Source organism: Microvirga soli (assembly GCF_016734765.1).
Taxonomy (GTDB): domain Bacteria; phylum Pseudomonadota; class Alphaproteobacteria; order Rhizobiales; family Beijerinckiaceae; genus Microvirga; species Microvirga soli.
The window spans coordinates 195,646-220,345 of record NZ_JAERQE010000001.1 but is presented as its reverse complement, the minus strand read 5'-3'; the positions used below and the strand labels follow the sequence as shown (position 1 = coordinate 220,345).

General features: G+C 65.0%; 20 protein-coding genes. 12 read left to right on the top strand and 8 right to left on the bottom strand.

Translation table 11 applies throughout. From position 1 onward, the window contains the following. Positions 1-5: 5 nt before the first annotated feature. The 3 genes from iolE to JKL45_RS00935 form a co-directional block, all read right to left on the bottom strand. Complete coding sequence (gene iolE, locus JKL45_RS00945) at positions 6-890, bottom strand: myo-inosose-2 dehydratase (protein ID WP_201859236.1); 885 nt, start codon at positions 888-890, stop codon at positions 6-8. 20 nt (positions 891-910) lie between these two features. After that, positions 911-2,758, bottom strand: a complete 1,848-nt coding sequence (iolD, locus tag JKL45_RS00940) for a 3D-(3,5/4)-trihydroxycyclohexane-1,2-dione acylhydrolase (decyclizing) (RefSeq protein WP_201859235.1) — start codon at positions 2,756-2,758, stop codon at positions 911-913. 83 nt (positions 2,759-2,841) lie between these two features. After that, positions 2,842-4,755, bottom strand: a complete 1,914-nt coding sequence (locus tag JKL45_RS00935; RefSeq protein WP_201859234.1) for a bifunctional 5-dehydro-2-deoxygluconokinase/5-dehydro-2-deoxyphosphogluconate aldolase — start codon at positions 4,753-4,755, stop codon at positions 2,842-2,844. Between the two features lie 148 nt (positions 4,756-4,903). Here JKL45_RS00935 and iolG point away from each other — a divergent pair, with 148 nt between their 5' ends. After that, positions 4,904-5,893 carry an inositol 2-dehydrogenase gene (iolG, locus tag JKL45_RS00930; RefSeq protein ID WP_201859233.1) on the top strand — a complete coding sequence of 330 codons (990 nt, stop codon included), beginning with the start codon at positions 4,904-4,906 and terminating at the stop codon, positions 5,891-5,893. Positions 5,894-6,099: 206 nt separating this feature from the next. Here iolG and JKL45_RS00925 read toward each other — a convergent pair whose 3' ends face one another. Beyond that, the gene (locus tag JKL45_RS00925) at positions 6,100-6,942 is read right to left on the bottom strand and encodes a MurR/RpiR family transcriptional regulator (RefSeq protein ID WP_201859232.1); all 843 of its coding nucleotides are present in this window, start codon (positions 6,940-6,942) and stop codon (positions 6,100-6,102) included. A gap of 284 nt (positions 6,943-7,226) precedes the next feature. On the opposite strand from JKL45_RS00925, the gene JKL45_RS00920 reads away from it, so the two are divergent. The 4 genes from JKL45_RS00920 (at position 7,227) to JKL45_RS00905 (ending at position 11,454) form a co-directional block, all read left to right on the top strand. Further along, positions 7,227-8,168 carry a sugar ABC transporter substrate-binding protein gene (locus tag JKL45_RS00920; protein ID WP_201859231.1) on the top strand — a complete coding sequence of 314 codons (942 nt, stop codon included), beginning with the start codon at positions 7,227-7,229 and terminating at the stop codon, positions 8,166-8,168. A gap of 72 nt (positions 8,169-8,240) precedes the next feature. Beyond that, positions 8,241-9,383 (top strand): ABC transporter permease, encoded by a 1,143-nt coding sequence (locus JKL45_RS00915; protein ID WP_246498204.1) that lies wholly within the window; start codon positions 8,241-8,243, stop codon positions 9,381-9,383. Beyond that, on the top strand, positions 9,383-10,168 hold the full coding sequence (locus JKL45_RS00910; RefSeq protein WP_201859230.1) for an ATP-binding cassette domain-containing protein: 786 nt from the start codon (positions 9,383-9,385) through the stop codon (positions 10,166-10,168). The genes JKL45_RS00915 and JKL45_RS00910 overlap by 1 nt, the downstream gene beginning before the upstream one ends. A gap of 173 nt (positions 10,169-10,341) precedes the next feature. Next, the gene (locus tag JKL45_RS00905) at positions 10,342-11,454 is read left to right on the top strand and encodes a Gfo/Idh/MocA family protein (protein WP_201859229.1); all 1,113 of its coding nucleotides are present in this window, start codon (positions 10,342-10,344) and stop codon (positions 11,452-11,454) included. A gap of 258 nt (positions 11,455-11,712) precedes the next feature. Here JKL45_RS00905 and recQ read toward each other — a convergent pair whose 3' ends face one another. Together recQ and JKL45_RS00895 are read right to left on the bottom strand one after the other, a co-directional pair. Beyond that, the gene (recQ, locus tag JKL45_RS00900; RefSeq protein ID WP_201859228.1) at positions 11,713-13,515 is read right to left on the bottom strand and encodes a DNA helicase RecQ; all 1,803 of its coding nucleotides are present in this window, start codon (positions 13,513-13,515) and stop codon (positions 11,713-11,715) included. Then, entirely contained in the window at positions 13,512-14,783 is a 1,272-nt protein-coding gene (locus JKL45_RS00895; protein WP_201859227.1) for a BaiN/RdsA family NAD(P)/FAD-dependent oxidoreductase, read from the bottom strand. Before JKL45_RS00895 ends, recQ begins: the two co-directional genes overlap by 4 nt. Before the next feature lie 151 nt (positions 14,784-14,934). Here JKL45_RS00895 and JKL45_RS00890 point away from each other — a divergent pair, with 151 nt between their 5' ends. Together JKL45_RS00890 and JKL45_RS00885 are read left to right on the top strand one after the other, a co-directional pair. Beyond that, positions 14,935-15,399 carry a CAP domain-containing protein gene (locus tag JKL45_RS00890; RefSeq protein ID WP_201859226.1) on the top strand — a complete coding sequence of 155 codons (465 nt, stop codon included), beginning with the start codon at positions 14,935-14,937 and terminating at the stop codon, positions 15,397-15,399. Between the two features lie 75 nt (positions 15,400-15,474). Further along, a complete protein-coding gene (locus JKL45_RS00885; RefSeq protein ID WP_201859225.1) occupies positions 15,475-17,253 on the top strand; it encodes an SLC13 family permease in 1,779 nt (592 codons plus the stop codon). 94 nt (positions 17,254-17,347) lie between these two features. Here the strand turns inward: JKL45_RS00885 and JKL45_RS00880 are convergent, their stop codons facing one another. Further along, positions 17,348-17,617 carry a hypothetical protein gene (locus tag JKL45_RS00880; RefSeq protein ID WP_201859224.1) on the bottom strand — a complete coding sequence of 90 codons (270 nt, stop codon included), beginning with the start codon at positions 17,615-17,617 and terminating at the stop codon, positions 17,348-17,350. Between the two features lie 215 nt (positions 17,618-17,832). Between JKL45_RS00880 and JKL45_RS00875 the strand changes: the two genes are divergently transcribed. Further along, positions 17,833-18,576, top strand: a complete 744-nt coding sequence (locus JKL45_RS00875) for a hypothetical protein (RefSeq protein WP_201859223.1) — start codon at positions 17,833-17,835, stop codon at positions 18,574-18,576. A 70-nt stretch (positions 18,577-18,646) separates the two neighbouring features. Continuing rightward, positions 18,647-19,606, top strand: a complete 960-nt coding sequence (locus JKL45_RS00870) for a DMT family transporter (protein ID WP_246498203.1) — start codon at positions 18,647-18,649, stop codon at positions 19,604-19,606. On the opposite strand, the gene JKL45_RS00865 is transcribed toward JKL45_RS00870, so the two are convergent. Continuing rightward, positions 19,569-20,522, bottom strand: a complete 954-nt coding sequence (locus JKL45_RS00865) for a hypothetical protein (RefSeq protein WP_201859222.1) — start codon at positions 20,520-20,522, stop codon at positions 19,569-19,571. The two genes, JKL45_RS00870 and JKL45_RS00865, sit on opposite strands and share 38 nt — an antisense overlap. A gap of 249 nt (positions 20,523-20,771) precedes the next feature. Here JKL45_RS00865 and ribA point away from each other — a divergent pair, with 249 nt between their 5' ends. The 3 genes from ribA (at position 20,772) to JKL45_RS00850 (ending at position 24,680) form a co-directional block, all read left to right on the top strand. After that, complete coding sequence (gene ribA / locus JKL45_RS00860) at positions 20,772-21,884, top strand: GTP cyclohydrolase II RibA (protein WP_201859394.1); 1,113 nt, start codon at positions 20,772-20,774, stop codon at positions 21,882-21,884. Between the two features lie 204 nt (positions 21,885-22,088). Continuing rightward, on the top strand, positions 22,089-22,808 hold the full coding sequence (locus JKL45_RS00855; RefSeq protein WP_201859221.1) for a DUF4198 domain-containing protein: 720 nt from the start codon (positions 22,089-22,091) through the stop codon (positions 22,806-22,808). Between the two features lie 189 nt (positions 22,809-22,997). Next, positions 22,998-24,680: an L-lactate permease gene (locus tag JKL45_RS00850; protein ID WP_201859220.1), complete on the top strand. Its 1,683-nt coding sequence runs from the start codon at positions 22,998-23,000 to the stop codon at positions 24,678-24,680. The last annotated feature ends 20 nt before the right edge of the window (positions 24,681-24,700 follow it).

Genomic DNA, 24,700 nt, shown 5'->3' with positions numbered 1-24,700 from the left:
CTTCCTTATCGCAGACCGGCTTCTTTGAGGTAGCGGGTCAGATTGGCATAACCCATCTTGGCATAGGTCAGCGGATGAGCCTTCTTCGGGTCCTGCTCCGCCTCGATCACCACCCAGCCGCTATAGCCCGGCAGTTCCTTGAACACCGAGACGAAATCCACCATGCCGTCACCCGGCACGGTGTAGACGCCCTCGATGACCGAATCGAGGAAGCTCCAGCCTTCCGCCTTGGACTTCTCCATCACGGCTTTGCGCACGTCCTTGGTGTGCACGTGGCTGATGCGGCTGCGGTAGCTGCGGGCAAGGGCCGCGGGATCGGCGCCGCCCCAGGTGGCGTGGCCCGTGTCGAGGAGGAGATGAACGGCCTCACCTGTCGAGTTCATGAAGGCGTCGATGTCGGCTTCCGATTCCACAATGGTGCCCATGTGGTGATGATAGACCACGCGCACACCTTCCTGCAGGGTGCGCTCGGCAACTTCAGTGATACGGCGGCCGAACTCGGCCCAGTCGCCGTCCTTCATCACAGGACGCTGCGAGAGGGGCTTCGAGCGGTCGCCATGAATGGCGTTCGACGTTTCGGCGAAGACAAGCACGTTCGAGCCCATGGCCTTCAGCAAGTCGAGATGCGGGCGCAGCGCCTTCATCTCCGCATCGGCATCGCGCGTGAGAAGCTCGGCGGAATACCAGCCGGACACGCAGGCCATCTTAAAGGGCGCGAGTGCCTTCTTCAGGGCTTCAGGCTGGCGCGGAAACTTGTTGCCGAGCTCCATGCCCTCGAAGCCTGCTTCCTTGGCCTCGGCGAGGCACACCTCCAGCGGCGTCTCGCCGCCGAGTTCCAGCATGTCGTCGTTGGACCAGCCGATGGGGTTCGCCCCGATGCGGATCGTCATGTTCTCATCCTTCTGTTGTGTCAGTCGCCCACACGCTGAGCGGCGAGGGCTGTTTCATAATCCTTGCGGGCGGCTTTCACTTGCTCGCGCACGGAAACCTCCGGCACCGCCACATCCCACCAATGGCCGCCTTCATCGGTGGAGGCGAGAGGATCGGTGTCGATGACGATCACGGTGCTGCGCTCGGCGTTGCGCGCCTTCTTCAGCGCGTCCTCTAGCTCGCCAATGCCCTTCACCTTGACAGCCTGCGCACCCAGGCTCGCGGCATGAGCGGCGAAGTCGATGTCAGGAAGCGTCACATGGTTCGTGTGCTGCAGGAGATTGTTGAAGCTCTCACCGCCGGTCGCGCGCTGGAGGCGGTTGATGCAGCCATAGCCGCGATTGTCGAGCAGAACCACAGTGAGCTTCTGGCCCAGCATGACCGAGGTGGCGAGTTCCGAGTTCATCATGAGATAGGAGCCGTCGCCCACCATGACGATCACCTCGCGGGAGGGATCGGCCATCTTCACGCCGAGCCCGCCGGCGATCTCGTAGCCCATGCAGGAATAGCCGTATTCCATGTGGTAGCCCAACGCGGCATTCGCCTTCCAATGCTTGTGCAGCTCGCCCGGCAGGCCGCCAGCCGCACAGACTACTACGTCGGTGGGCTGCGAATTGCGCTGCACGGCGCCGATTACCTGCGCGTCTGACGGCAGCTCCGCATTGGTCGGGTCAGTGAAGCGGGCGGCAGTGGCGAACCAGCGGGACTTCTCCTCGCGGGCTTTGCTGGCCAGGGCCTCCGGCGCCTTCCAGCTGCCGAGCGCCCGACTCAGCTCTTCGAGGCCCACACGCGCATCCGATACAAGCGGCATCGCGTTGTGCTTGGTGGCATCGAAAGCCTGCACGTTAAGGCCGACGATGCGCCGGTTCGGGTTCTTGAACAGGGCCCAGGAGCCGGTTGTGAAATCCTGCAGGCGTGTTCCCACCGCGATCACTACGTCGGCATCTTCGGCCAGCGCATTGGCAGCCCCCGTGCCTGTGACGCCGACTGCGCCGAGATTGGCGTGATGGTCATGGGCTAAGCTCGACTTGCCGGCCTGTGTCTCACCGACCGAGAGTCCGTGCTTCTCGGCAAAATCGGCGAGCGCCTGTTCCGCGCCGGAATAGAGCACGCCACCGCCGGCGACGATGAAGGGCTTCTTGGAGCTACGGATGAGATCGGCGGCCTGAGCCAGTTCCGTCTCGTCGGGGCGGATGCGGCGCTGGGTCCAGATCTTCTCCGCAAAGAAGCTTTCCGGATAGTCGTAAGCTTCCGCCTGCGTGTCCTGGCAAAGTGCCAGCGTCACCGGGCCGCAATCGGCCGGGTCCGTGAGCACGGCCATGGCGCGCTGGAGGGCGGGGATGATCTGCTCAGGGCGCGAAATGCGGTCGAAGTAGCGCGAGACAGGCTTGAAGCAGTCATTGGCCGAGATCGTGCCGTCGGAGAAATTCTCGATCTGCTGCAGCACCGGATCGGGCCTGCGGTTGGCGAAGACATCGCCGGGCAGGAGCAGCACCGGCAGACGGTTCACATGCGCCACAGCTGCGGCCGTCACCATATTGGTGGCGCCGGGACCGATGGAGGTAGTGCAGGCCATCATGCGCCGGCGGCGCGACGCCTTGGCGAAGGCGATGGCAGCATGGGCCATGCCCTGTTCGTTGTGGGCACGGAAGGTGGGAAGCGTCTCACGAACTCCGTGCAGCGCCTCGCCCATGCCGGCCACATTGCCGTGGCCGAAGATCGCCCAGACGCCGCCGAAGAGCGACATCACCTGTCCGTCGATCTCCGTCTTCTGCGCCGTCAGGAAGCGGGCAATGGCTTGCGCCATGGTCAGGCGGATCGTGCTCATGGATTTTCCTCTCGAATGGCGCCGACCTTGGACGAGGGCGCAGCCTTCTCAAGCTCGTCTTCAGAATAACAGCTCCGTCGACCTCACGCGGCCTGCGCCCGGCCGGATGCCCGCTGCCACGCATCGACGAGGCGCTGGAAGCGTGCAGCCATGTCGCTGACCGCCGCCTCGTCCGTGATCTCGCCCTTCAGCCAGCGCCGCGCAGCGTCGTTGAAGATCGTGCGGCCAACGGCGAAACCCTTCACCTGAGGCTCCTTGGCGGCAGCCGCGAAGGCCGCTTCCAGCTCGTTCTCGGGCGCTTCGAGGCCGAGCAGCACGATGCCGCGGCAGAGGGGATCGTTCGTCGTGATGACCTTGCCGATCGCGTGCCAGGCGGCCTCATCCCGCTGCGGCTCGAGCTTCCACCAGTCGGGCTTGATGCCGAGATCGTAGAGGCGCTGCAGGATGCCCGCGACGGTATCCGTCTTGAGAGGTCCATGCTTGCCGGCGATGATCTCCACCAGCAGTTCGCGTCCGATGCGGCGTGCGGCATCATGGAGGCGCAGCAGGTCGCGCTCCTGACGCTCCTTCAGCTCCGGCGGATCGTCGGGGTGGTAGAAGCACAGGCACTTGATGGTGTGCCCCACGGGCCATTCCACAAGCTTCGCACCGAGCGAGCCGCCACTCTCGAAATCGAGCGGACGTGAACCCGGCAACTCCACCGGGCGCCCGATCCAGAACGGATGATCAGCGGCGCGGAACAGAGCCTCGCGGCCATAGGTGCCGTCGATCAGCATGCCGAAGCCGGGACGACCATCCGCCACCCGCGCGGCCGCCTCGACGGCGAGAACCTTGAAGTCGGGGATGCGCTCCACAGGCGCGCCGATTTCGTTCGCCATCGCCTCCAGCTGCATGCGATGGTCGATGGCGAGCGCCATGAGGGCAGGGCTTTGAGGCCGGCGTGTCGTCGCCCAGTGAATGTGGTTGATGTCCTCGTCGAAACGCAGGGCCTTGTGCCGGCTGCCGGTCTTCAGGAAGTGCTGCAGCTCGGGGAAGGTCGGGATCTCGGGCGAGCAGAGCAGGCGCGAGACTGCAAATGCCCCGCTCGCGTTCGCGTAGGCGCAACAGGTCTCAAGCTGCTCATTGCGCAGCCATCCGCGCAGGAAGCCGGACATGAAGGCATCGCCGGCACCCAGCACGTTGTAGACCTCGACCGGGAAGCCGGGTCCCTTCACGCCGTCATCGAGTGAATCCGGAATGGCATCGGGAAACACCACGCAGCCCATGGGGCCACGTTGGCACACGATAGTGGCCGCCGAAATTGCCCGGATGGCACGGATGGCCGCAAGTGTATCCTCGGAGCCACCTGCGATGTGCAGTTCCTCTTCCGTGCCGACGATGAGGTCGCAATCTGTCAGGATCGGCTTCAGGTGCTCCGTCACCGCATCGGAGCGCACATAGCGCGACTCGCCCGCTCCGTGGCCGAGAAGGCCCCAGAGGTTGGGACGGTAATCCACGTCGAACACCACCTTGCGGCCGTTCGCCTTGGCGATGCAGATCGCCTTCTTCTGCGCGGCGGCGGTTGTCTCCTGAGCAAAATGCGTGCCTGTCACGACAATCGCCGCAGCGGAGGCGATGAAGCCTTCGTCGATGTCGTCTTCGGTGAGGGCCATGTCGGCGCAGTTGTCGCGGTAGAAGATAAGCGGGAAGGAATCTTCGTCGCGCACACCGAGGATCACGAGCGCGGTCAGACGCTGCTTGTCGGTGGTGATCCCATGCGTCGAGACGCCCTCGCGTTCCATCTGCTCGCGGATGAAGCGCCCCATGGCTTCATCGCCGACCCGGGTGACGAGGCCCGATTTCAGCCCGAGCCGCGCCGTGCCGATGGCGATGTTGGCCGGGCACCCACCGACTGCCTTGGAGAAGGAAGCCATGTCCTCAAGACGCCCGCCCACCTGCTGGCCATAAAGATCGACCGAGGAGCGGCCGATGGTGATGACATCGAGGGCTGGCTTCATGCTATTCCTCCCGCTCTCGGGCTCAAGGCACCGGGCGAAGGCCGTTCGTTCGGCCCTTGCGGCTGTAGAACGTTTATTCTATTAGCAAGTTATGTTGGAATATCAATTCTAAATATTGCCGTAGCCGGCAAAGGATCTGAGGGGAAACATGATCAGGATCGCCGTTCTGGGCGCCGGCCGCATCGGCCGCATTCATGGGCGCAACGCCGCCAGCCATCCCGACGCGCGCCTCGTGGCGGTCGCAGACCCACACGCCCCTTCGGCGCAGGAACTGGCGGCGGCGACAGGCGCGGAGGTTGCGTCGCTGGACGAGATCGTCGAGCGTACCGATGTGGACGCCATCCTCGTCTGCACGCCGACCACGACCCATGCCGACCTGATCGAGCGCGGGGCGCGTGCCGGCAAGGCGGTGTTCTGCGAGAAGCCCGTCGATCTCTCGAGCGCCCGCATTGAGGCCTGCCTCGCCACCGTGGAGAAAGCCGGCACGCCGCTGATGATCGGCTTCAACCGCCGCTTCGACCCGAACTTCGCATCCCTTCGCCGCCGTCTCGCCGATGGCGAGGTGGGCGAGGTGGAACTCGTGACCATCCTCTCCCGCGATCCCGGCCCGCCGCCGGTGAGCTACATCGCGACCTCGGGCGGCCTGTTCCGGGACATGATGATCCATGATCTCGACATGGCTCGCTTCCTGCTACTCGGCGACGAGCCGGTGGAGGTGCACGCGGTGGGCTCTTCCCTGGTCGATCCGGCCATCGGTCAGGCTGGCGATGTGGACACGGCCGCCGTGATGCTCAAGACCGCCAAGGGCCGCATCGTCCAGATCTCCAATTCCCGCCGCGCCACCTACGGCTACGACCAGCGCATCGAGGTCCATGGCTCGAAGGGCATGATCCGCGCCGGCAACATCCACCGCACCACGGTGGAGGTGGCGAACGCCTCCGGCGTCACCGCCGACCCGGTGCAGGACTTCTTCCTGGAGCGCTATGCGGACGCCTATCGCGACGAGCTCACCACGTTCCTGAACACCATCCGCGACGGCAAGCCGTGCAACCCGACCGGCCATGACGGCCTCATGGCCCAGCGCCTCGCCGATGCGGCAACCGAGTCGGCGCAGAGCGGGAAGCCGGTGCGGCTGTAAGGAACACGTGTCATCCCGGGGCCGCGCAGCGGAGCCCGGGATCCATAACCGCTGACGATGCAGAACGAGGCGCGACGCGGTTCGTCCTCACCTGAGATGTCGTGTTTATGGATCCCCGCCTGCGCGGGGATGACAGCGTTGAGGCTTCGGTGCTCTGTTCTGATAACGATCCCGGATCGGCTTTGCCGTCCGGGATGGCGCTTAAATTACCCTTCTGCCCGCTTCTCGGCCGTGCCCACGGCCAACGCCATCGCCAGCGCAAACGAAGCGGACAGCGACCGGAAGGCGCCGAAATCGGCCTCCGCCACCTCCAGCCACACATCGGCGCTCGTCACCAGCGGGCTGAAGGCCGAGTCGGTGATCGCCACGACCGGGATGTTGCGTTGGGCGGCGGCCGCCGCGAGGTCGGCCGTCACGGGCGCATAGGGCGTGAAGCTGATGGCGAGCGCCGCGTCGCGCTTGGTAGCGATGGCGAGCTGCTCGGGGCCGATCTGGCCCACATGGTCGATGAGAATGGCCCGCACCCCGAGCTTCCCGAACGCATAGGCGCAATAGGCGATGACCGGAAACACCCGGCGCGCGCCGAGCAGATAGATCGTGTCGGCCTTGGCGAGCGTCTCGATGGCGCGGGACAGCTCCTCCGGGCGCACGGAGCCGCGCATTCGGTCCAGGGAGACGGCGGCCGCATGAGCGAAACCATCGAGTAGGGAGGCCGCATGGACGTGATGCCCTTCTGCGTCCCGCAAGCCTTTCAGGCGCTCGCGATAATCCGGAAAGCGCTCCCGCAGGCGATCGCGAAAAATCTGCTGCAGGTGGGAGAAGCCGTCATAGCCCAGGCTCTTGGCAAAGCGCACCAGGGTGGACGGCTGAACGCCTGCATGCTCGGCAATGCCCGCCACCGTCCCAAAGGCCATATCCTCGGGATGTTCCAGGGCGAAGGCTGCAAGCTGCTTGAGCCGTTTGGGCATGCCATCGTGGCGGTTGAGCAGAAGGGTCCGAAGCCCGTCGAAACTGTCCGGAGCCTCCGTGGTCGCCTCTGCATCGTCCATGCTCTTGCCTGTTCCCTTGCCCCGACCTGCCGCTCCAGATCGGCCTTGACACCAATCCTACAAAAATGGAATAAAAATTCCAATATATAAACAAAAAGGTTCTGGCATTCCGCTTGAAGTGAATGACCGAACTGGAAGAGGGAACGCCAGGAAACGGACGATTCGCTCTCGAATCTCTGGTGTTTCCCTGACAACTCATACCAGCGGCCCTGGAAGCCGCACCGCTCAGCCGAGCCAAATCTCTGGCCAATCGAGCGCATGAGATACCAGTTGGGAGGAAGCACATGAAATCACTCGTTACCGGTCTTGCCGCAGCCGCCGCTCTGACCCTCGCGGCGGTCGCGCCGGCTGCCGCGCAGCAAAATTCTCGCATCATCGTCGTCAGCCACGGACAGGCCAACGATCCGTTCTGGTCCGTGGTCAAGAACGGCGTGGCGGCGGGCGGCCAGGACATGAAGGTCCAGGTTGATTACCGGGCGCCCGAGACCTTCGACATGGTCGCCATGAGCCAGCTCATCGATGCCGCCGTGAACCAGAAGCCCGCCGGCCTGATCGTGTCGATCCCCGACGCTTCGGCGCTCGGGCCGTCGATCCAGAAGGCGGTGGCTGCCGGTATCCCGGTGATCTCCATGAACTCGGGCTCCGACGTGTCGAAGAAGCTCGGCGCTCTGCTCCATGTGGGGCAGGACGAGGTCGTGGCCGGACGCATCGCCGGTGCCAAGCTGAAGGAGATGGGCGGCAAGGTCGGCCTGTGCGTGAACCAGGAGGTCGGCAACGTCTCGCTCGACCTGCGCTGCAAGGGCTTCACGGAAGGGTTCGGCGGCAAGGTCACCGTGTTGCCGGTGTCGAACGATCCGGCTGACATCCGCGCCAAGGTGAAGGCGGCGGTTGCGGCTGACGCCTCCGTCGACACGATCCTGGCGCTTGGCGCCGGCACGGCCGGTGAGCCGTCGGTTGCGGCCGTCAAGGAAGCCGGCAAGACCGGCGCCATTCGCGTCGCCACCTTCGACATGTCGGCGGGCTTCCTGAAGTCGGTTGCTGCCGGTGAGGCGGTCTTCGCCATCGACCAGCAGCAGTACTTGCAGGGCTATCTGCCGGTGGTGTTCCTGGCGAACTACGCCAAGTACGGCCTGATGCCGGGCGGCGACGTGGCCTCGGGCCCGAACCTGATCACCAAGGAAAAGGCCGCTCAGGTGGTCGATCTGTCGGCCAAGGGCATCCGCTAACCAACACACAAAGCCCGCGGTCCACACAACCGCGGGCTTTTCATTTTTCATGCATTCATTGGGGAGGCGCTCATGGTGAACACCACTCAGCCGACCGCAGACCTGTCTCCGGCTCCCGCCGTCAAGAAGATCCAGGACGAGCGGCTGCGGGAGGTCTCCCTTGTGACCAAGATCATGCGGCGCCCCGAACTCGGGGCGCTGGCCGGTCTCATCCTGGTTGCGATCTTCTTTGCCTCCACGGCCGATGCGTCCATGTTCACGCTCGCCGGCATCATGAACATCCTCTCGCCCGCAGCGCAGCTCGGGATTCTCGCCATCGCGGCGGCGCTCTTGATGATCGGCGGGGAGTTCGACTTGTCCATCGGCTCCATGGTGGCCTTCACCGGCCTCATCTTCGGCGCCTTCATTACCTTAAGCGGATGGCCGCTGCTGCTGGCGATTGTCGCCACTCTGGTCATCGCCGCCGTGCTCGGCGGCCTGAACGGCCAGCTCGTCATCCGCACGCGGCTGCCTTCCTTCATCGTCACGCTGGCCTTCCTGTTCATCCTGCGCGGGCTCTCGCTGGTGGGTCTCAAATGGGCCACCGGCGGCTCGACCCAGATGCGCGGCATCGGCGATCAGGCCGGTGAGGGACTCGTGCGAGAGTTGTTCTCGGGCAACGCGCTCGAAGGTGTCTTCGCCTGGTTGGCCGCCAACGACCTCATCGGCAAATTCCCGAATGGCACCCCCACGGTCACGGGCGTTCCGGTCTCCATTGTCTGGTTCGTGGGCTTTGCCCTTTTGGCAACCTGGATCCTCCTGCGCACGCGCGTCGGCAACTGGATTTTTGCGGCGGGCGGCGACCCGAATGCGGCGCGCAATTCCGGCGTGCCGGTGGACCGGGTCAAGACCGGCCTGTTCATGTTCACGGCGGCGGCGGCCGCGCTGGTGGCCATTCTCACCGTGCTCGATGCGGGCTCGACGGATGCGCGGCGCGGCTTCCAGAAGGAGTTCGAGGCCATCATCGCGGCGGTGATCGGCGGCTGCCTGCTCACCGGCGGCTACGGCTCGGCCATCGGGGCATTTTTCGGCGCCATCATCTTCGGCATGGTGTCCATCGGTCTCACCTACACGCGCTTCGATTCCGACTGGTTCCAGGTGTTTCTGGGCGCCATGCTGCTGCTCGCGGTGCTGTTCAACAACTTCATCCGCCGCAAGGTGACGGGAGAGCGCTGATGGAAAGCCAAGTTCCGCTCATCGAGATCCGCAACCTCGTCAAGCATTTCGGTTCTGTGATCGCGCTCTCGGGCGTGTCGCTCAACGTTCATCGCGGCGAGGTCATGTGCCTGCTCGGCGACAACGGCGCCGGCAAGTCGACGCTGATCAAGACGCTCGCCGGCGTTCATCGCCCCACCTCGGGCGACTTCCTGGTCGAGGGCAAGCCTGTGAGCTTCTCCAGCCCGCGCGAGGCGCTCGACGCGGGGATTGCCACGGTCTATCAGGATCTCGCGATGATCCCGCTCATGTCGGTCACGCGCAACTTCTTCATGGGCCGCGAGCCGGTGAAGGGCGTCTGGCCGTTCCGCCGGGTGGACTTCGATCATTGCGACGAGGTCACCCGCGAGGAGATGCACAAGATCGGCATCGACGTGCGCGATCCGCACCAGGCGGTCGGCACGCTCTCGGGCGGCGAGCGCCAATGCGTGGCGATTGCCCGCGCGGTCTATTTCGGTGCCAAGGTGCTGATCCTCGACGAGCCCACCTCGGCGCTCGGCGTGGCACAGACCTCCATGGTGCTGAAATACATCCATCAGGTGCGCCAGAAAGGTCTGGGCGTGATCTTCATCACCCACAACGTGCGCCATGCCTATGCGGTGGGCGACCGCTTCACCGTGCTCAACCGGGGCAAGACGCTCGGAACCTACGCGAAGTCCGAAATCCAGATCGACGAGCTGCAGAACCTGATGGCCGGCGGCAAGGAATTGCAGGCGGTGTCGGCGGAACTTGGCGGGATGGTGTGATGCAATTTTCTCATCCATTCCCCTGCACGTCATCACCGGCCTTGTGCCGGTGATCCCGATAAGGTGAAGCGCCGCGCTCTTCCAATCGGGATGGCCCGCACAAGGCCGGCCATGACGTGAGGAGTTCGCCCCAAAATGAAAGCAAGCCGTCTCTCGTTTCAGGAGCATGACGCATGATGCCACTCAACATCGGCCTCATCGGCACGGGCTACATGGGCAAGTGCCACGCACTGGCCTGGAATGCGGTTGCGGCGGTGTTCGGGGATGCGGCGCGGCCGCGCCTTGCGGTGCTGGCTGAGCACTCGCAGGACTTGGCTGAGACAAAAGCACGCGAACTCGGCTTTGCCCGCGCCACCGGCGACTGGCGCACCCTCGTGAACGATCCCGCCGTGGACGTGGTGTCGATCACGACGCCCAACGCGTTCCATCCTGAGATGGCGATTGCGGCGCTGGAGGCGGGCAAGCATGTGTGGTGCGAGAAGCCCATGGCGACGCGTTTGGAGGATGCGGAGCGGATGCTGGCTGCGGCCCACGCGTCCGGTAAGGTAGCGGCGCTCGGCTACAACTATATCCAGAATCCGGTCATCCGGCTGATCCAAAAACTCCTCGACGAGGGTCGGATCGGTGAGGTCAATCATGTGCGCCTTGAGATGGATGAGGACTTCATGGCGGATCCGGAGGCGCTCTTCTACTGGAAGAGCGAGGCCACATCGGGCCATGGTGCGCTCGACGATTTCGGCGTCCACGCCCTGAGCTTGATTTGGACGCTGTTCGGCGGCGTGCGGCGCGTGTGCGGCCACATGGCGAAGCCCTATGCGGACCGGCCGGTGCAGAGCGGCGGGCGTCGTGCGGTCGAGACCTACGATATCGCCACAACCCTGATCGAACTAACGAGCGGCGCATCCGGGGTGATTGCGCTCAACCGCTCCGCCTGGGGCCGCAAAGGACGCATTGCCGTGCAGCTCTTCGGTTCCAAAGGCACCATCGTGTACGACCAGGAGCGCATGAACGAGGTGCAGCTCTACACTGTGGATGGAGCCAAGGAGACCCGGGGCTTCCGCACCATTCTCACCGGGCCGCAGCATCCGCCCTACGACAAGTTCATCCCGGCGCCGGGCCACGGGCTTGGCTTCAACGACCTGAAGATCATCGAGTGCCGCGAGCTGATCCGACGCATCGACGGCGAGGCCGCGCATCTGATCACGTTCGACGACGGCATCCGTATCGAGCGCACGGTGGATGCGATGGCGCGCAGCGCTCATGAGGGGCGGTGGGTAGAGGTGTGACCATCTAGCGTCATCCCGGGGCTGCGCAGCAGAACCCGGGATCGTGAGACGGGTGTAGCGCTACTGGCCCTCCTCCCCCTTGTGGGGAGGAGTTGGAGGTGGGGGTGTGAACGCCGCGCTGGTCCAGTCCTGCGCTTACACCCCCACCCCGGCTGCTTTGCAGCCACCCCTCCCCACAAGGGGGAGGGAAATCGCGCCACATCCTGACAACGATCCCGGATCGCCTGCGCCGTCCGGGATGACGGTATGTGCCTGATCTTAACCCGCGTGCGCCTTCAGCACCTCGAGAAACGCATCCGCATAGCGGTCGAGCTTCGCCTGTCCCACACCGTGGATCTCGCCGAAGGCGCGCACGGTCACCGGGCGCTTGGCCGCCATGTCGATGAGGCTGCGGTCGGAGAAGATCACGTAGGCTGGCACGCCCTCTTCCTTGGCGAGCTTCGTGCGCAGGCCCTTGAGGTCGAGAAGCAGCGGATCGTCGGACGGTACCACGGATTCCGCTTCCATCCGGCCGCGCCGGCGGCGGCGCTCGGCCGGCTTCATCAGCACGTCGGAGCGCAGCTCGATCTTCTCCTGGCCCTTGAGCACGGCAACGCCTCTGTCGGTGAGGGTCCAGCGGCCGTATTCGGCAAGCTCAAGGCTGATCAGGCCGGCGGCGTAGATCTGCCGCAGCAGGGATCGCCATTCCTGCTTCGAGCGGTCGCCTCCGACGCCGAAGGTCTTGAGCTTGTCGTGGCCGAAGCGGCGGATCGAATCCGTGGCCTCTCCGGTCAGGATGCTGATGAGATGCTCGGTGCCGAAGCGCTCGCCCGTGCGCACGATTGCCGAGAGAATTTTCTGCGCCTCGATGGTGCCGTCGAAGGACATGACGCCGTCGATGCACAAGTCGCAATTGCCGCAGGGCTCGGTGGTTTCGCCGAAATAGGCGAGCAGTGTCTGGCGCCGGCAACGCGGCGCTTCGCACAGGGCCACGAGCGCATTGAGGCGCTGGCGCTCGACGCGCTTCTGCTCGTCGGCCGCGTCGCTCTCCTCGATCTGCAGGCGGCGCAGGCGCATGTCGTCGAGGCCGTAGAGGGTGAGCGTGTCGGCGGGCGCGCCGTCGCGGCCCGCGCGGCCGATCTCCTGGTAATAGGCCTCGATGGATTTCGGCAGGGCCGCATGCGCCACGAAGCGCACGTCGGGCTTGTCGATGCCCATGCCGAACGCGACGGTCGCCACCATCACCACGCCGTCCTCCTGCAGGAAGATGTCCTGGTTCTTGGCCCGGTCCTGCTGGTGCATGCCCGCGTGATAGGGCAGCGCGCGATAGCCCGCCTGGCTCAGCGAATCGGCGAGCCGCTCCGTGGCGTCGCGGGAGGAACAATAGACGATGCCGCTCTCGTGACGGTGCTTGTCGAGGAAGCCGAAGAGCTGGCGCTTGGAATTCTCCTTCGACTGCATGGCGAGCCGCAGGTTCGGCCGGTCGAAGCCGTGGATGAAGAGGCGCGGCTCCTCCTCGAAGAGCCGGTGCATGATGTCGCCGCGCGTCGCCACATCGGCGGTCGCGGTGAGAGCAATGGTCTGCACGTTGCCGAGGCGGTGGCGCACCTCGCCGAGCATGGCGTATTCGGGCCGGAAATCGTGCCCCCATTGCGAGACGCAATGCGCCTCGTCGATGGCGAGCAGGTTGACGCCCGAGCGGGCGAGCCATTCGGTCGTGCTGGTGTTCGCAAGACGCTCCGGCGAGGCATAGAGGATGCGCATGCGGCGGTCGCGCACCGCATCGACCACGCGGCGGTTCTCGTCCTGGTCGTTGGCGGAGTTGAGGCTGCCCGCTTCGATGCCGAAATGGCGGAGCGCCGCCACCTGGTCGCGCATGAGGGCGATGAGCGGCGAGACCACGAGGGTCAGACCTTCCCGGGCCAATGTGGGCAGCTGGAAGCAGAGCGACTTGCCCGCACCCGTGGGCATGACGGCCAGAACGTCCTCGCCGGCCAAAACCGCGCGCACGATCTCCTCCTGGCCTTCGCGGAAGGAGGGGAAGCCGAACACGTCGTGGAGGATTTTAACCGGATCGATCACGTCTGCCGTGTGGCCGATGAAGGCTCCAAGGTCAATGCGGCATCGGGAATCCTCAGAGAGGCCAGCACGCCACGGGCGGCCGCGATGCCGGTGGCGAAGGTGGCCTGGAGCAGGTAGCCGCCGGTGGGCGCCTCCCAGTCCAGCATCTCGCCGGCCACGAACACGCCTGGCATCCCGCGCAGCATCAGGTGCGTGTCGAGTTCGCCAAACGGCACGCCGCCGGCGGTTGAAATGGCGCGCTCCAGGGATTTCGTACCGGTCAGCCTCAACGGCACGGCCTTGATGAGCCGAGCGAGGGCCTCGGGCTCCGTCGGCAGGGCTGGGGACGCCTCCCGCAGCAGCGCGATGCCGACCGGGCTGAGGCCCGCAGCCTTGCGCAGGAAGGTGGAGGCGGATTGACCCTTTCGCGGGGTGTCGAGCTTCCTCAGCAGGGCCTCATGCGCGAGGTCGGGCCGGAGATCGATGTGGAGCAGGGCGCTGCCATCCTGCTCGATGGTGTCACGCAAGCGGGCCGACAGGGCGTAGACCGCCCCGCCCTCGATGCCGTCCTGCGTGACGATGGCCTCGCCCTTCACGGTGGCGCCCGCGCAGGTGAGGGCGATTCGCTTCAGGGGCTCGCCAGCGAAGCGGCTGCGCATGATCTCGGACCATGGGCAGATGAAGCCCATATTGGCCGGGCGCAGGGGTGAAATGGCGATGCCGCGCTGGGCCAATAGGTCCGCCCAGCTGCCGTCAGAGCCGAGGCGGGGCCAGCTGGCGCCACCGAGCGCCAGGATAGTGGTATCGGGCTTGGCCTGCACCGGCTCGCCCGCCGCATCGGTGAAGATCAGACGGCCCTCATGGTCCCAGCCCTGCCAGCGGTGGCGCAGGGCAAAGCGCACGCCGAGCCCATCCAGCCGCCGCAGCCATGCGCGCAGGAGCGGCGAGGCCTTGAACGCCTTCGGGAACACCCGTCCGCTCGAGCCCACGAAGGTCTCCTGCCCCAAGCCCTCGCTCCAGGCGCGCAGATCGGCCGGCGCGAAGGCCTGGATCAGGGGCTCGAGTTGCGGCAGTGCTTGCGCGTAGCGGGCGACGAATCGCTCGAATTCCTCCGAGTGGGTCAGGTTCAACCCGCCCCGGCCCGCCATGAGCAGCTTGCGGCCGACGGATGGCATCTGGTCGTACACGGTGACCTTGAGACCCGCGCGCGCCAGAACCTCCGCGGCGATCAGGCCGGCGGGGCCGCCGCCGACGATGGCGACTTCGGGAGCTGTGGGGGACGGGAGCATGCGGTCAGCTGACGCGGGAGGACAAGGAATCTGGACCCTCACGCTGCAACATGGCATTGAGCGGCGTCGGGTTCATGGCCCCTGCACATGAACGCCATACGGCCTTTTTTCAAGAGGAGCGGCGCCTGAACGCCGCCCGAAGGGGAATGCGATGCGTGCTCTTTTCATCCTCGGCTTGATCGCCCTGGGGCTGGCCGGCTGCGCGGGCGATTCCGCCCTGACGCCGACCGATACCGTCCTGGCGAGCTCGACGAACGATGCCGCCCAGGCGGCGGCCCTCATCTCGGCCTATCGCGTGTCGAAGGGCCTCAGCCCGGTGACGGTGGATTCGCGCCTCAACAAGGCGGCGGAGCATCAGGCGCGGGTCGTGGCCGCTGCGGGCCGGCTCAGCCACGGCAGCTTCGTGAGCCGCATGGATCAATACGGGATCACCGGCTATTCGGCCGAGAACCTGTCGGCTGGCCAGAACTCTGTCGATGGCGCCATCAGCCGCTGGAAGGCCTCACCGGGCCACAACAGCAACCTCCTGATGCCCCAGGCCCGCAAGATCGGTCTCGCCCGCGCGGATGCCGACAACCGCTATGGCCGCTACTGGGCGCTCGTGCTCGGGCAATAAACTCAGGGCAGTAGTCTTGGCACCAATAGAAGCGTAGAGCGTTAGGACTCCGGTTCCTCTCGCTTCGCGCTCCCCATGACCCATCAGCAAATGCTTTCCTTCGCCATCGTCGCCGGGATGATGGCTCTCTTCGTCTGGGGACGCTTCCGCTACGATCTCGTGGCGGTCCTCTCGCTTCTCGTGGCCGTGCTGGTGGGCATCGTGCCGGCCGACAAGGCCTTCGAGGGCTTCAGCGACGACATCGTCATCATCGTGGCCAGCGCCCTCCTGGTCAGCGCCGCTGTGGCGAAATCGGGCATTCTCGAAGCAGGCCTCAACCGCGTCGGGCCTTATTTGCGCACCACGCAGATCCAGGTTGTCGTGCTGGTGACCGTAGTGACGGTGCTGTCCGCCTTCGTGAAGAACATCGGCGCGCTCGCCATGATGATCCCCGTGGCGTTCCAGATCGCCCGGCGCACCAACACGCCGCCATCGAGCTTCCTCATGCCGATGGCGTTCGGCTCGCTGCTGGGCGGCATCGTCACCCTGGTGGGCACCTCGCCCAACATCATCGTGTCGCGGGTCAGGGAAGAGCTGCTCGGCGAGCCCTTCGGCATGTTCGACTTCACGCCGGTGGGGATTGGCATCGCGCTCGCGGGCGTGCTCTTCCTCGCCTTCGGCTACCGCCTGCTGCCGCATGGCCGCAAAGGGGCTGCTTCGCTCGATGCTGCCCTCGACATCAAGGATTACGTGACCGAGGCCCGCGTGACGGCGGAGTCCGATGTGGTCGGCCAGACGGTGGCGGACCTGCACAAGCTCGCCAACGGCGAGGTCAAGGTCGCGTCCATCATCCGCAACGAGACCCGCAGCTCGAGCCCGCTTCCGGATGCGACCATCCGCGAGAACGACGTGCTCATGCTGGAGGGCGAATCGGACGCCCTCGAAAGCGCCGTCGCCCGGGCCGGATTGAAGCTCAGTCGCGACCACCGGCAGCCGGAAACCGACGAGGCCACGGACGAGATCGGCGCCATCGAGGCGATCGTCGGGCCCAACTCCGTGCTGACCGGCCTGTCGGCCGAGCGCATCGGCCTCTATGAGCGCTTCGGCGTCAACCTGATCGCCGTGAGCCGCAGCGGCGAGCGCTTCAAGGAGCGCCTGCGCACCATCACCTTGCGGGCCGGCGACGTGATCGTGCTCCAGGGCAATCTGAAGCGGCTGCCGGACACCTTACGCGACATCGGCTGCCTGCCGCTCGCGGAGCGCGAGATCCGCCTGGGGAGCGCGCGCCGGAGCCTGCTGCCTGCCCTAATCCTGGTGGGCACGATGGTGCTGGTCGCCTTCAACATCCTCCCCGTTGCCATCGCGTTCTTCGGGGCCGGCATCCTGCTGGTGCTGTTCGGCTCGCTCACCCTGCGCGAGGCCTACGAGACCATCGAGTGGCCGATCATCGTGATGCTCGGTGCGCTGATCCCGGTCAGCGAATCGATCCGCACCACGGGGGGAACGGACCTGATCGCCGGGTGGCTCTCATCCGCCGCCAACATGCTGCCGCCGACAGGCGCGCTTGTGCTCATCATGGTGGCGGCCATGGCCGTGACGCCATTCCTCAACAATGCCGCAACCGTGCTGGTGATGGCCCCCATCGCGGCGAGCTTCGCAAGCCAGCTCGGCTTCAAGCCGGATGCGTTCCTGATGGCAGTGGCAATCGGCGCGGCCTGCGACTTCCTCACCCCCATCGGCCACCAGTGCAACACCCTGGTGATGGGGCCGGGCGGCTACCGGTTCGGCGATTACTGGCGGCTCGGCCTGCCGCTCTCGATCATCGTGGTGGTAATCGGCACTCCGCTGATCATGCTGTTCTGGCCCCTGAACTAGAGCTGTTTCCACTTGCGTGGACTCATCTCTCCTCTCGAATGGGCCACATTTTCTAACGGCGAACCGGATCCACTTCGCCGAAAAATGCTCTCGCTCAATGCAGGAGGGCGGTGAGCAGCAGGGTGGTGCCCGCCGCCGAGGTCGAAAGCGCGACGATCATCGCCCAGATGTGCAGCCGGTCCCGCTCCTCCTGGTTGAGGAGGGGGCGATAGCGCGAATCTGAGCGCCCGAAGATGAAGCTCGCGTTCCGCACCGGCCGCGGATCGTGAGGCATCACGCAGAAGCTCGACCGTACCATCGTGCGCATCGGCTGATGGTGGGCGCCGGCACCGTAGGAAGGATCGTGTGAGATCTGCGGGTTCATGACTGACGCAACTAAGGAAGAGATCGTGAGCCAGACGCTCGCCCCTAAGCCATAAACGCGAGGTAAAGATGCCGGACGCGTTCGGATCGTCGTAAACCAAACCTTTATGGCCGCCTGATCTTACCGGTGGACAAGTGCGACGGTGCCGCCAGCCTGCGTGCTTTTCCTGGCTCTCTGCATACGTTACTACGTAGCGTAAACGTGCGGAGAGAATCATGATGAAGATCCCAGCCTGGACAGGCCTTGTAGTGATGGCCCTCGCCCTGGCCGCCTGCAACCAATCGACGGCAGGATCGGTCGCCGTCGGAGCCGCGACGGCCTTGGACCCGACGGGGCTGTCGGGTGCGGCGGTCAGCATGGCCCAGAGCGCCCAGCCGGAGGCGGACCCGGCCACCATGGATTTCAGCGCGTTCGCTCCACGCTTGAGGGATATCGCGGCCGGCAACACGGCAGGGCCGAATCATCTAGCGGGCTTCGACCAGGTGACAGGCAAGCTGATGGCCGATCAGGCGTCGAGCATGGCTCAGACGGTTGGAAAAGCTGCCCTCGACGGTGCTTTGACCGGCGGCGTCGGCTTGGTCGGCGCGGCGCCCGTGTTGGCCAAGCAGGCCGTCAACGCCGGCATCATCGCAGGCACGATGGCAGGCGCGAGGGGGCAGGCGAGCGCCGCCATCGCGCAGGCCCAGGCGCAGCGAGCCGCCGAGCAATTTGTCCCAGATGCGGACCGCCCAGCCGAGGCTCAGGCGATCCTGTCGATTCTCGACCAGGCCGGCGGGAGCAGCGCCGCCTGGCAGAACCCCCAGACGGGCGCTTCCGGCAGGGTCATGCTCAAGGCCGTGGATCAGAAGATGTTCGGTGGCATGGATTGCCACATCGTGAAGCGGGAGTTGAAGGGCAGCCGGCGAACTGGCGAGATGCTGGCCTGCCGCAGCAATGGCGAATGGTACGAGCTCTCCTGATCGCAGGAAACGGGTCGCTCAAACGTTGGACCTGTGCCATCCGTGTCATCCAGCAGCGCAGGGCACGGACATGACACAGGCACCCATCCATAAAACCATGACGGCGTCCGATTGGGCGCTTCTGATCGCTCTGTCGGTCGTCTGGGGCGGATCGTTTCTCTTCGTCGGCATCGCCGTGAAGGAATTGCCGCCGCTGACCATCGTGGCGTCCCGGGTGGTGATGGGAGCCGCCGCCCTGCTGATCGTGCTGCGCATTGTGAGCGTTCATCTGCCGCGCACCCGTCAGGCCTGGGGGGCGTTCCTGGGCATGTCGATTCTCAACAACGTCATCCCCTTCACCCTCATCGTCTGGGGACAGAGCCACATCGCCAGCGGGCTCGCGTCGATCCTCAACGCCACCACGCCGCTCTTCACCGTGATCGTGGCGCATTACCTGACGGCGGACGAACACCTCACCGGCCAGAAGTTCGCCGGCGTCATCGTGGGCTTTCTCGGTGTTGCCGTGATGATCGGCGCCGCCGCTCTCACCTCGTGGGACACAAGCATCCTGGCGCAGCTCGCCATCCTCGGCGCGGCCCTGTCCTACGGCTTTTCCGGCGTGTTCGGGCGGCGCTTCAAGACCATGGGCATTCCGCCGCTGGCGACCGCTGCCGGGCAGGTGACGGTCTCGAGCGTGCTTCTTCTGCCTGTGGCGCTGATCGTCGACCGGCCTTGGACATTGGCCATGCCCAGCACCGAGGCCATCCTCTCTCTCGTGGCGCTTGGCCTCGTCTCCACGGCCTTTGCCTACCTGATCTTCTTCCGCCTGCTCGCGCGGGCCGGCGCCACGAATGTGGGGCTCGTCACCTTCCTCATCCCGGTGAGCGCCATTCTGCTCGGCGTGCTCATTCTCGGCGAGACGCTGGCTGTGCGGCACTTCGCCGGCATGGCGCTGATCGGGGCCGGGCTCATCCTCATCGACGGCCGCGCGATGGCAGCCGTTTCCGCACGGTTCAGCGGGAAGCGGCTGGCGACGCGCGGAAACGGTTGAACATCATGTCCGGCGCGCTGGTGTTGTGGCGCGACGGCACGAGGCGGCCCATCCAGGCATCGGTGGCCTTGCCGCCCTGGAAGTTCATGATCATTTCCTCGCGCCAGGAGCGGGCGCCTTCCTCCCGCACGGCGACGCGGGCCACATCCGCGTTGAACTCGGTCACGTACATGGACCGGAGCCCTGCGAAGGGCAGGCCGGAGACCGCCTGATCGAAGGAGACGTCGAGGGTCATCCGCTCCTCGTTGAGCGCCTTCATGACGACGCTTGCCCGGCCGCCCTTGGCGAGCGTCAGCGTGAAGGTCATGACTGCCGGGTCGAAGGCAACGTCCTTCAGGTTCACCACGGGCCGCTGATCGAACTCCACCGGACCCACCAGGAAGGACGAACCGTAGGAGGTCCAGTCCAGGTGCTCCGGGGGAAGCGGCTTGATGCGCCAGTAGCCGTCGCCCGGGTAGATCACCAGCACCTCCACGGCCTTGTCGCCGCGCTTCTTCAGGAGTTGAAGGAGGTGGATGTTGCGCTCGACTCGTGCGCCGATGGTCACCGTGGTGTCGCTGGGGCGCCAGAACTCGGTGAAGGACAGGCCCATGATCCGCACATTGCCGTCCTCGTAAAGGGTCGACATGGTCGGGTGCGGCTTGGTGGAGGTCGCCTCGGAAATGTCCTCGCAGGCCGTCCAGTCCGGCTCCCAGCGATCCTGCTTGAGGGCGCCCATATAGGCCGGATGCACCGCCTCGATCTGGAAATGCCGCACGTCAGGCGAAGCGAAATTGATCGCTACATTGTCCTTCTCGGCGCAGAGCACCGGCTCGCTGGTGTTCGTCACCTCGACCGCCAAGCCGTCGAGCGTTGCGGCGCTGGCCGTGGTGGCAAGAGCGAGGAAGCCGAAGGCAAGGAGCCGGGGAAGGAGCATGGAGGTTGTCCGGTGTTCTGCGGAAGCGGGGCTGGTAGATAGCGCGGACCCACTATGCCGTCGAGCCAGGTCACGTTTGCACCGGGGCCTGTTGATCCGGCATGGCAGATGTCACATCTCTGGCATTAGAGATCGGGCCGCGCCTGTGCTAGGGTGCGCCCGAGCCTTAAAGCGTGGCTTGAGGGGCTTGTGGCCCCGAAATACCCGATTTTCCGCCAGATGTGAGGCTGTTTGCCCGAGTTTTCGATGATGCGCCTGACCTTGAGCCTGTCCGACAATCCCGCCACGACCTTGGTCGAGCGGGCGATCATGGAGTTCCGCAGCGCCCGTCCCGTCGTGATCGACGGCGTTAAGGGCAGCGCGCTCGTGATCGGCGTCGAGGATCTGGACGAGGCCAGGGCGGCCGAGATCGGGATCGTTTCAGGCTCCCATGCCCATCTGGTTCTTCCGGCCGCAAGGCTTCGCCGCCTCGGCCTCGAGCGGGAGGCTCCCGGGCGCGTGGCGCTGCCCGTGGTCGACCGCACCCGTGTGGAAAGCCTGGCCCTTAAAATCGACGGCCGAATCGACGCCCCGGTCCGTGCGGCCGATACCCTCGACGAGGAGGCGCTGGAACTCGCCCGTCTGTCTCTGGTCCTGCCGGCCGTAATCGTGGTGCCGCTGGCCGATGGCATCGAGATCGATCCCTCCATGATCCGCGTTCCGGGCGAGGCCATCCGAGGCTACCGGCGCGCCAAGGCGGCGGATCTCCCCATCGTCAGCCGCGCACCCGTGCCTCTGGAAGGTGCGCCCACCAGCGAATTCGTGGTGTTCCGCGGCGGCGAGGGCCTGCGCGATCAGGTGGCGATCGTCGTGGGCAAGCCGGACTTCGCGAAGCCCGTGTCCGTGCGTCTGCATTCGGCGTGTCTGACGGGCGATCTCTTCGGCAGCCTCAAATGCGATTGCGGCGACCAGCTGCGCAACACCGTGCGCTTCATGGCCGAGAATGAAGGCGGCATCCTGCTCTATCTCGATCAGGAGGGGCGCGGGAACGGGATTGCCAACAAGATCAGGGCCTACAAGCTGCAATCGCAGGGCTACGACACCTACGACGCCGATGAAGTGCTGGGCTTCGAGGCGGATCAGCGCCGGTTCGATTTCGCGGCCGTCATGCTGAAGGAGCTCGGCGTCGGCAAGGTCCGGCTGATGACCAACAACCCCGAGAAGATCGCGGCCCTCACCCAGGCCGGCCTTGAGGTGATCTCCGATCACCGAGTGCTCGGCCGCCCCACGGCGGAGAACGTGAGCTATCTCGCCGCCAAGCGGGATCGAGCAGGGCACTACATCGATCTCGAGGGCATGCTCGCCTGTTCGAGCAAGGATTGAGCCACCCGTTCAGCGGACAAGCTGTTTGATGATTCGCAGGGCTTGAAGGTTCCTGTGGATTTTGTGCGCCCATCGTCCAGCGATGCCGGAGCAAGTTTCTGCATTCATTGTCTTTTTCAAGCTCAACCCCCTCAGCCTTGCGGCTCAAAAGTTCTGCGTATAGTATACTATACGTAGCTTACGACTATGAGGAGACATCAACGCATGCTGCGTCAATTATCGCTTGCCCTGGCCGTCGCCGGAGCCCTGACGAGTGCCGCCCACGCCCATGGCATCTGGACGGCCCAACGCCATGGCGATCTCGCCATCGTGTATGGTCACGGCGCCGGAGACGATGCCTACAAGCCGGAGAAGGTGAAAAGCGCCGTCTCATATCTCGCCTCGGGCGAGAAGCGGGACAGCAAGGTTCTGCATCAGGCCAAGAACGCCCTGGTCGAACCCGCACAGGATGCGGTCGCCCTGACCGTGATTCTCGACAACGGCATCTGGACGAAAGGTCCCGACGACAAGTCGGTCAACCGGCCGAAAAGCCAGGTGCCGGGAGCGCAGTCGGCGAGCCACTCGATCAAGATCAACACAACGATCCTGAAAAGCGGTGCTTCACTGAAACCAACCGGCCAGGGCCTCGAGATCGTGGCACTGGCCGATCCGATGACATTGAAGATGGGCGACGATCTTCCCATTCAGGTCTTTGCCGATGGCAAGCCGCTCGCGGGCGTTCCGCTCTACGTCGATTACGTGAACGACGGGCATGCCCAGAGCAACAAGACGGATCAGGATGGGAAGGTGACGCTGTTCGTGCGCAACGACGGACTCAACGTGATCGGCGTGTCCCATATCAAGAAGACGGCCGGCAATGCCGAGATCGATCAGGTAAGCTATTTCGCGACCCTGTCCTTCACTCTGCCGCACGGAGAGGATTGATCGCGCCTCACATAGTGAGGGGGTCAATCAGTGGCTGATCTCATGTGAGATCAGCCTTTTCCATGTCTGCTCGCCCGGTATTGCCAAGAAGAGTCTTGGCCTTAGCTCTCCTTACAGCGGAAAGACCGCCCCGGCCTGACCGCACGCCATCGATGCCAGTTCGCGCTGGCAGGTTTGGGGGAAAAGCTCATGTGGAGCCAAGTTTATAATCCATTTGGCAATGCAACGTGGTCGACCATAGCGGCGGCCATTCCGGTGGTTCTGCTCCTGGGGATGATCGCCTCCGGCAAGGTGAAGGCGCATATCGCCGCCGTGACTGCACTTCTGGCGGCGATTGCGGTCTCGGTCTTTCTGTTCACCATGCCGGCCGGGCTTGCCACCCGCGCCGCCCTGTTCGGCGTGGCAACCGGCATGTTCCCGATCGGCTGGATCATCCTGAACGTCATCTTCCTCTATCGGCTGACCGTGGAGAGGGGGTATTTCGCCACGCTTCAGCAATCGGTCGGCGATCTCACGACGGACCGACGCCTTCAATTGCTGCTTGTCGCCTTTGCCTTCGGGGCCTTCTTCGAAGGCGCAGGCGGCTTCGGTACGCCGGTTGCCGTGACGGGCGCCATCCTCATCGGGCTCGGCTTCTCGCCGCTGGCGGCCTCCGGTCTCTCGCTGATCGCCAACACGGCTCCGGTCGCCTTCGGGGCCCTCGGAGCGCCGATTCAGGGCCTGGCTTCCGTCACTGGCTTCGACCCTTACGTTCTCGGCGCCATGATCGGACGTCAGCTGCCGTTCTTCTCGCTCATCGTGCCGTTCTGGCTGATCGCGGTGTTTGCGGGGTTGCGCGGCATGATGCAGATCTGGCCTGCGATCCTGGTGTGCGGCGTCTCATTCGCGCTTCCGCAGTTCCTGATCTCGAACTACGTCAATCCCTGGATCGTCGACATCGGGGCATCGCTGATCTGCATGGCGTGCCTCGTCGGCTTCATGCGGATCTGGCATCCGAAGGAAATCTGGACCTCGCCGGCCCTGCGCTCCCGGGACGATTCGGTGGGAACCCTGACGCAGCCCGCCCCCCTAGGCGCCGCCACGCCCACCATGGCCCCTCGGGCGGACCGCAGAGAGGTATTCCGGGCCTGGGTGCCGTGGATCATCCTCTCCGTGATCGTCGCGATCTGGGGCACCGGCTGGTTCAAGGCGCTCGTCAATCCGACCTTCACCTGGAGCTATCCGATTCCGGGCCTGCACAACATGGTGCAGAAGGTGGCGCCCATCGTGGCCAATCCCACGGCGGAGCCAGCCGTCTTCGCCTTCACCTACATGTCCTACACGGGCACGGGCGTGCTGATCGCGGCCATCATCGCTGGCTTCGTCATGGGCTTCTCTCCCTTGAGGCTCATCACGGCCTGGTTCGAGACAATCTGGGTGCTGCGCTACTCGCTCATCACCATTGCGGCCATGCTGGCCATCGGCACGCTGACGCGCTTCTCAGGCGTTGATGCAACGCTCGGCCTCGCCTTCGCCGGAACAGGTTTCCTGTATCCGTTCTTCGGCACTTTGCTGGGCTGGCTCGGCGTGGCGTTGACGGGGTCGGATACGGCGTCGAATGTGCTGTTCGGCGGCTTGCAGAAGATCACGTCCGAGCAACTCGGGTTGTCACCCATCCTTATGGCGGCGGCGAACTCGTCCGGCGGCGTGATGGGCAAGATGATCGATGCGCAATCCATCGTCGTGGCGTCCACGGCGACGAACTGGTTCGGCCATGAGGGAAGCATCCTGCGCTTCGTGTTCTGGCACTCCATCGTGCTCGCCTGCCTCGTCGGCGGCCTCGTGATGCTGCAGGCCTATGTCCATCCGTTCACGGAAATGGTCCTGCACTGAGGAAAGACGCGAGATGAAAC

Bases quoted from the DNA above. Each gene is read 5' to 3' on its own strand.
- JKL45_RS00925 (WP_201859232.1), bottom strand. From the start codon at position 6,942: ATGGACGATGCAGAGGCGACCACGGAGGCTCCGGACAGTTTCGACGGG.
- JKL45_RS00865 (WP_201859222.1), bottom strand. From the start codon at position 20,522: ATGCTCCTTCCCCGGCTCCTTGCCTTCGGCTTCCTCGCTCTTGCCACC.
- JKL45_RS00915 (WP_246498204.1), top strand. From the start codon at position 8,241: ATGGTGAACACCACTCAGCCGACCGCAGACCTGTCTCCGGCTCCCGCC.
- JKL45_RS00895 (WP_201859227.1), bottom strand. From the start codon at position 14,783: ATGCTCCCGTCCCCCACAGCTCCCGAAGTCGCCATCGTCGGCGGCGGC.
- iolE (WP_201859236.1), bottom strand. From the start codon at position 890: ATGACGATCCGCATCGGGGCGAACCCCATCGGCTGGTCCAACGACGAC.
- JKL45_RS00910 (WP_201859230.1), top strand. From the start codon at position 9,383: ATGGAAAGCCAAGTTCCGCTCATCGAGATCCGCAACCTCGTCAAGCAT.
- iolD (WP_201859235.1), bottom strand. From the start codon at position 2,758: ATGAGCACGATCCGCCTGACCATGGCGCAAGCCATTGCCCGCTTCCTG.
- JKL45_RS00885 (WP_201859225.1), top strand. From the start codon at position 15,475: ATGACCCATCAGCAAATGCTTTCCTTCGCCATCGTCGCCGGGATGATG.
- JKL45_RS00870 (WP_246498203.1), top strand. From the start codon at position 18,647: ATGACACAGGCACCCATCCATAAAACCATGACGGCGTCCGATTGGGCG.
- JKL45_RS00905 (WP_201859229.1), top strand. From the start codon at position 10,342: ATGATGCCACTCAACATCGGCCTCATCGGCACGGGCTACATGGGCAAG.
- JKL45_RS00890 (WP_201859226.1), top strand. From the start codon at position 14,935: ATGCGTGCTCTTTTCATCCTCGGCTTGATCGCCCTGGGGCTGGCCGGC.
- ribA (WP_201859394.1), top strand. From the start codon at position 20,772: ATGCGCCTGACCTTGAGCCTGTCCGACAATCCCGCCACGACCTTGGTC.
- JKL45_RS00855 (WP_201859221.1), top strand. From the start codon at position 22,089: ATGCTGCGTCAATTATCGCTTGCCCTGGCCGTCGCCGGAGCCCTGACG.
- JKL45_RS00920 (WP_201859231.1), top strand. From the start codon at position 7,227: ATGAAATCACTCGTTACCGGTCTTGCCGCAGCCGCCGCTCTGACCCTC.
- JKL45_RS00880 (WP_201859224.1), bottom strand. From the start codon at position 17,617: ATGAACCCGCAGATCTCACACGATCCTTCCTACGGTGCCGGCGCCCAC.
- JKL45_RS00850 (WP_201859220.1), top strand. From the start codon at position 22,998: ATGTGGAGCCAAGTTTATAATCCATTTGGCAATGCAACGTGGTCGACC.
- JKL45_RS00875 (WP_201859223.1), top strand. From the start codon at position 17,833: ATGATGAAGATCCCAGCCTGGACAGGCCTTGTAGTGATGGCCCTCGCC.
- JKL45_RS00935 (WP_201859234.1), bottom strand. From the start codon at position 4,755: ATGAAGCCAGCCCTCGATGTCATCACCATCGGCCGCTCCTCGGTCGAT.
- iolG (WP_201859233.1), top strand. From the start codon at position 4,904: ATGATCAGGATCGCCGTTCTGGGCGCCGGCCGCATCGGCCGCATTCAT.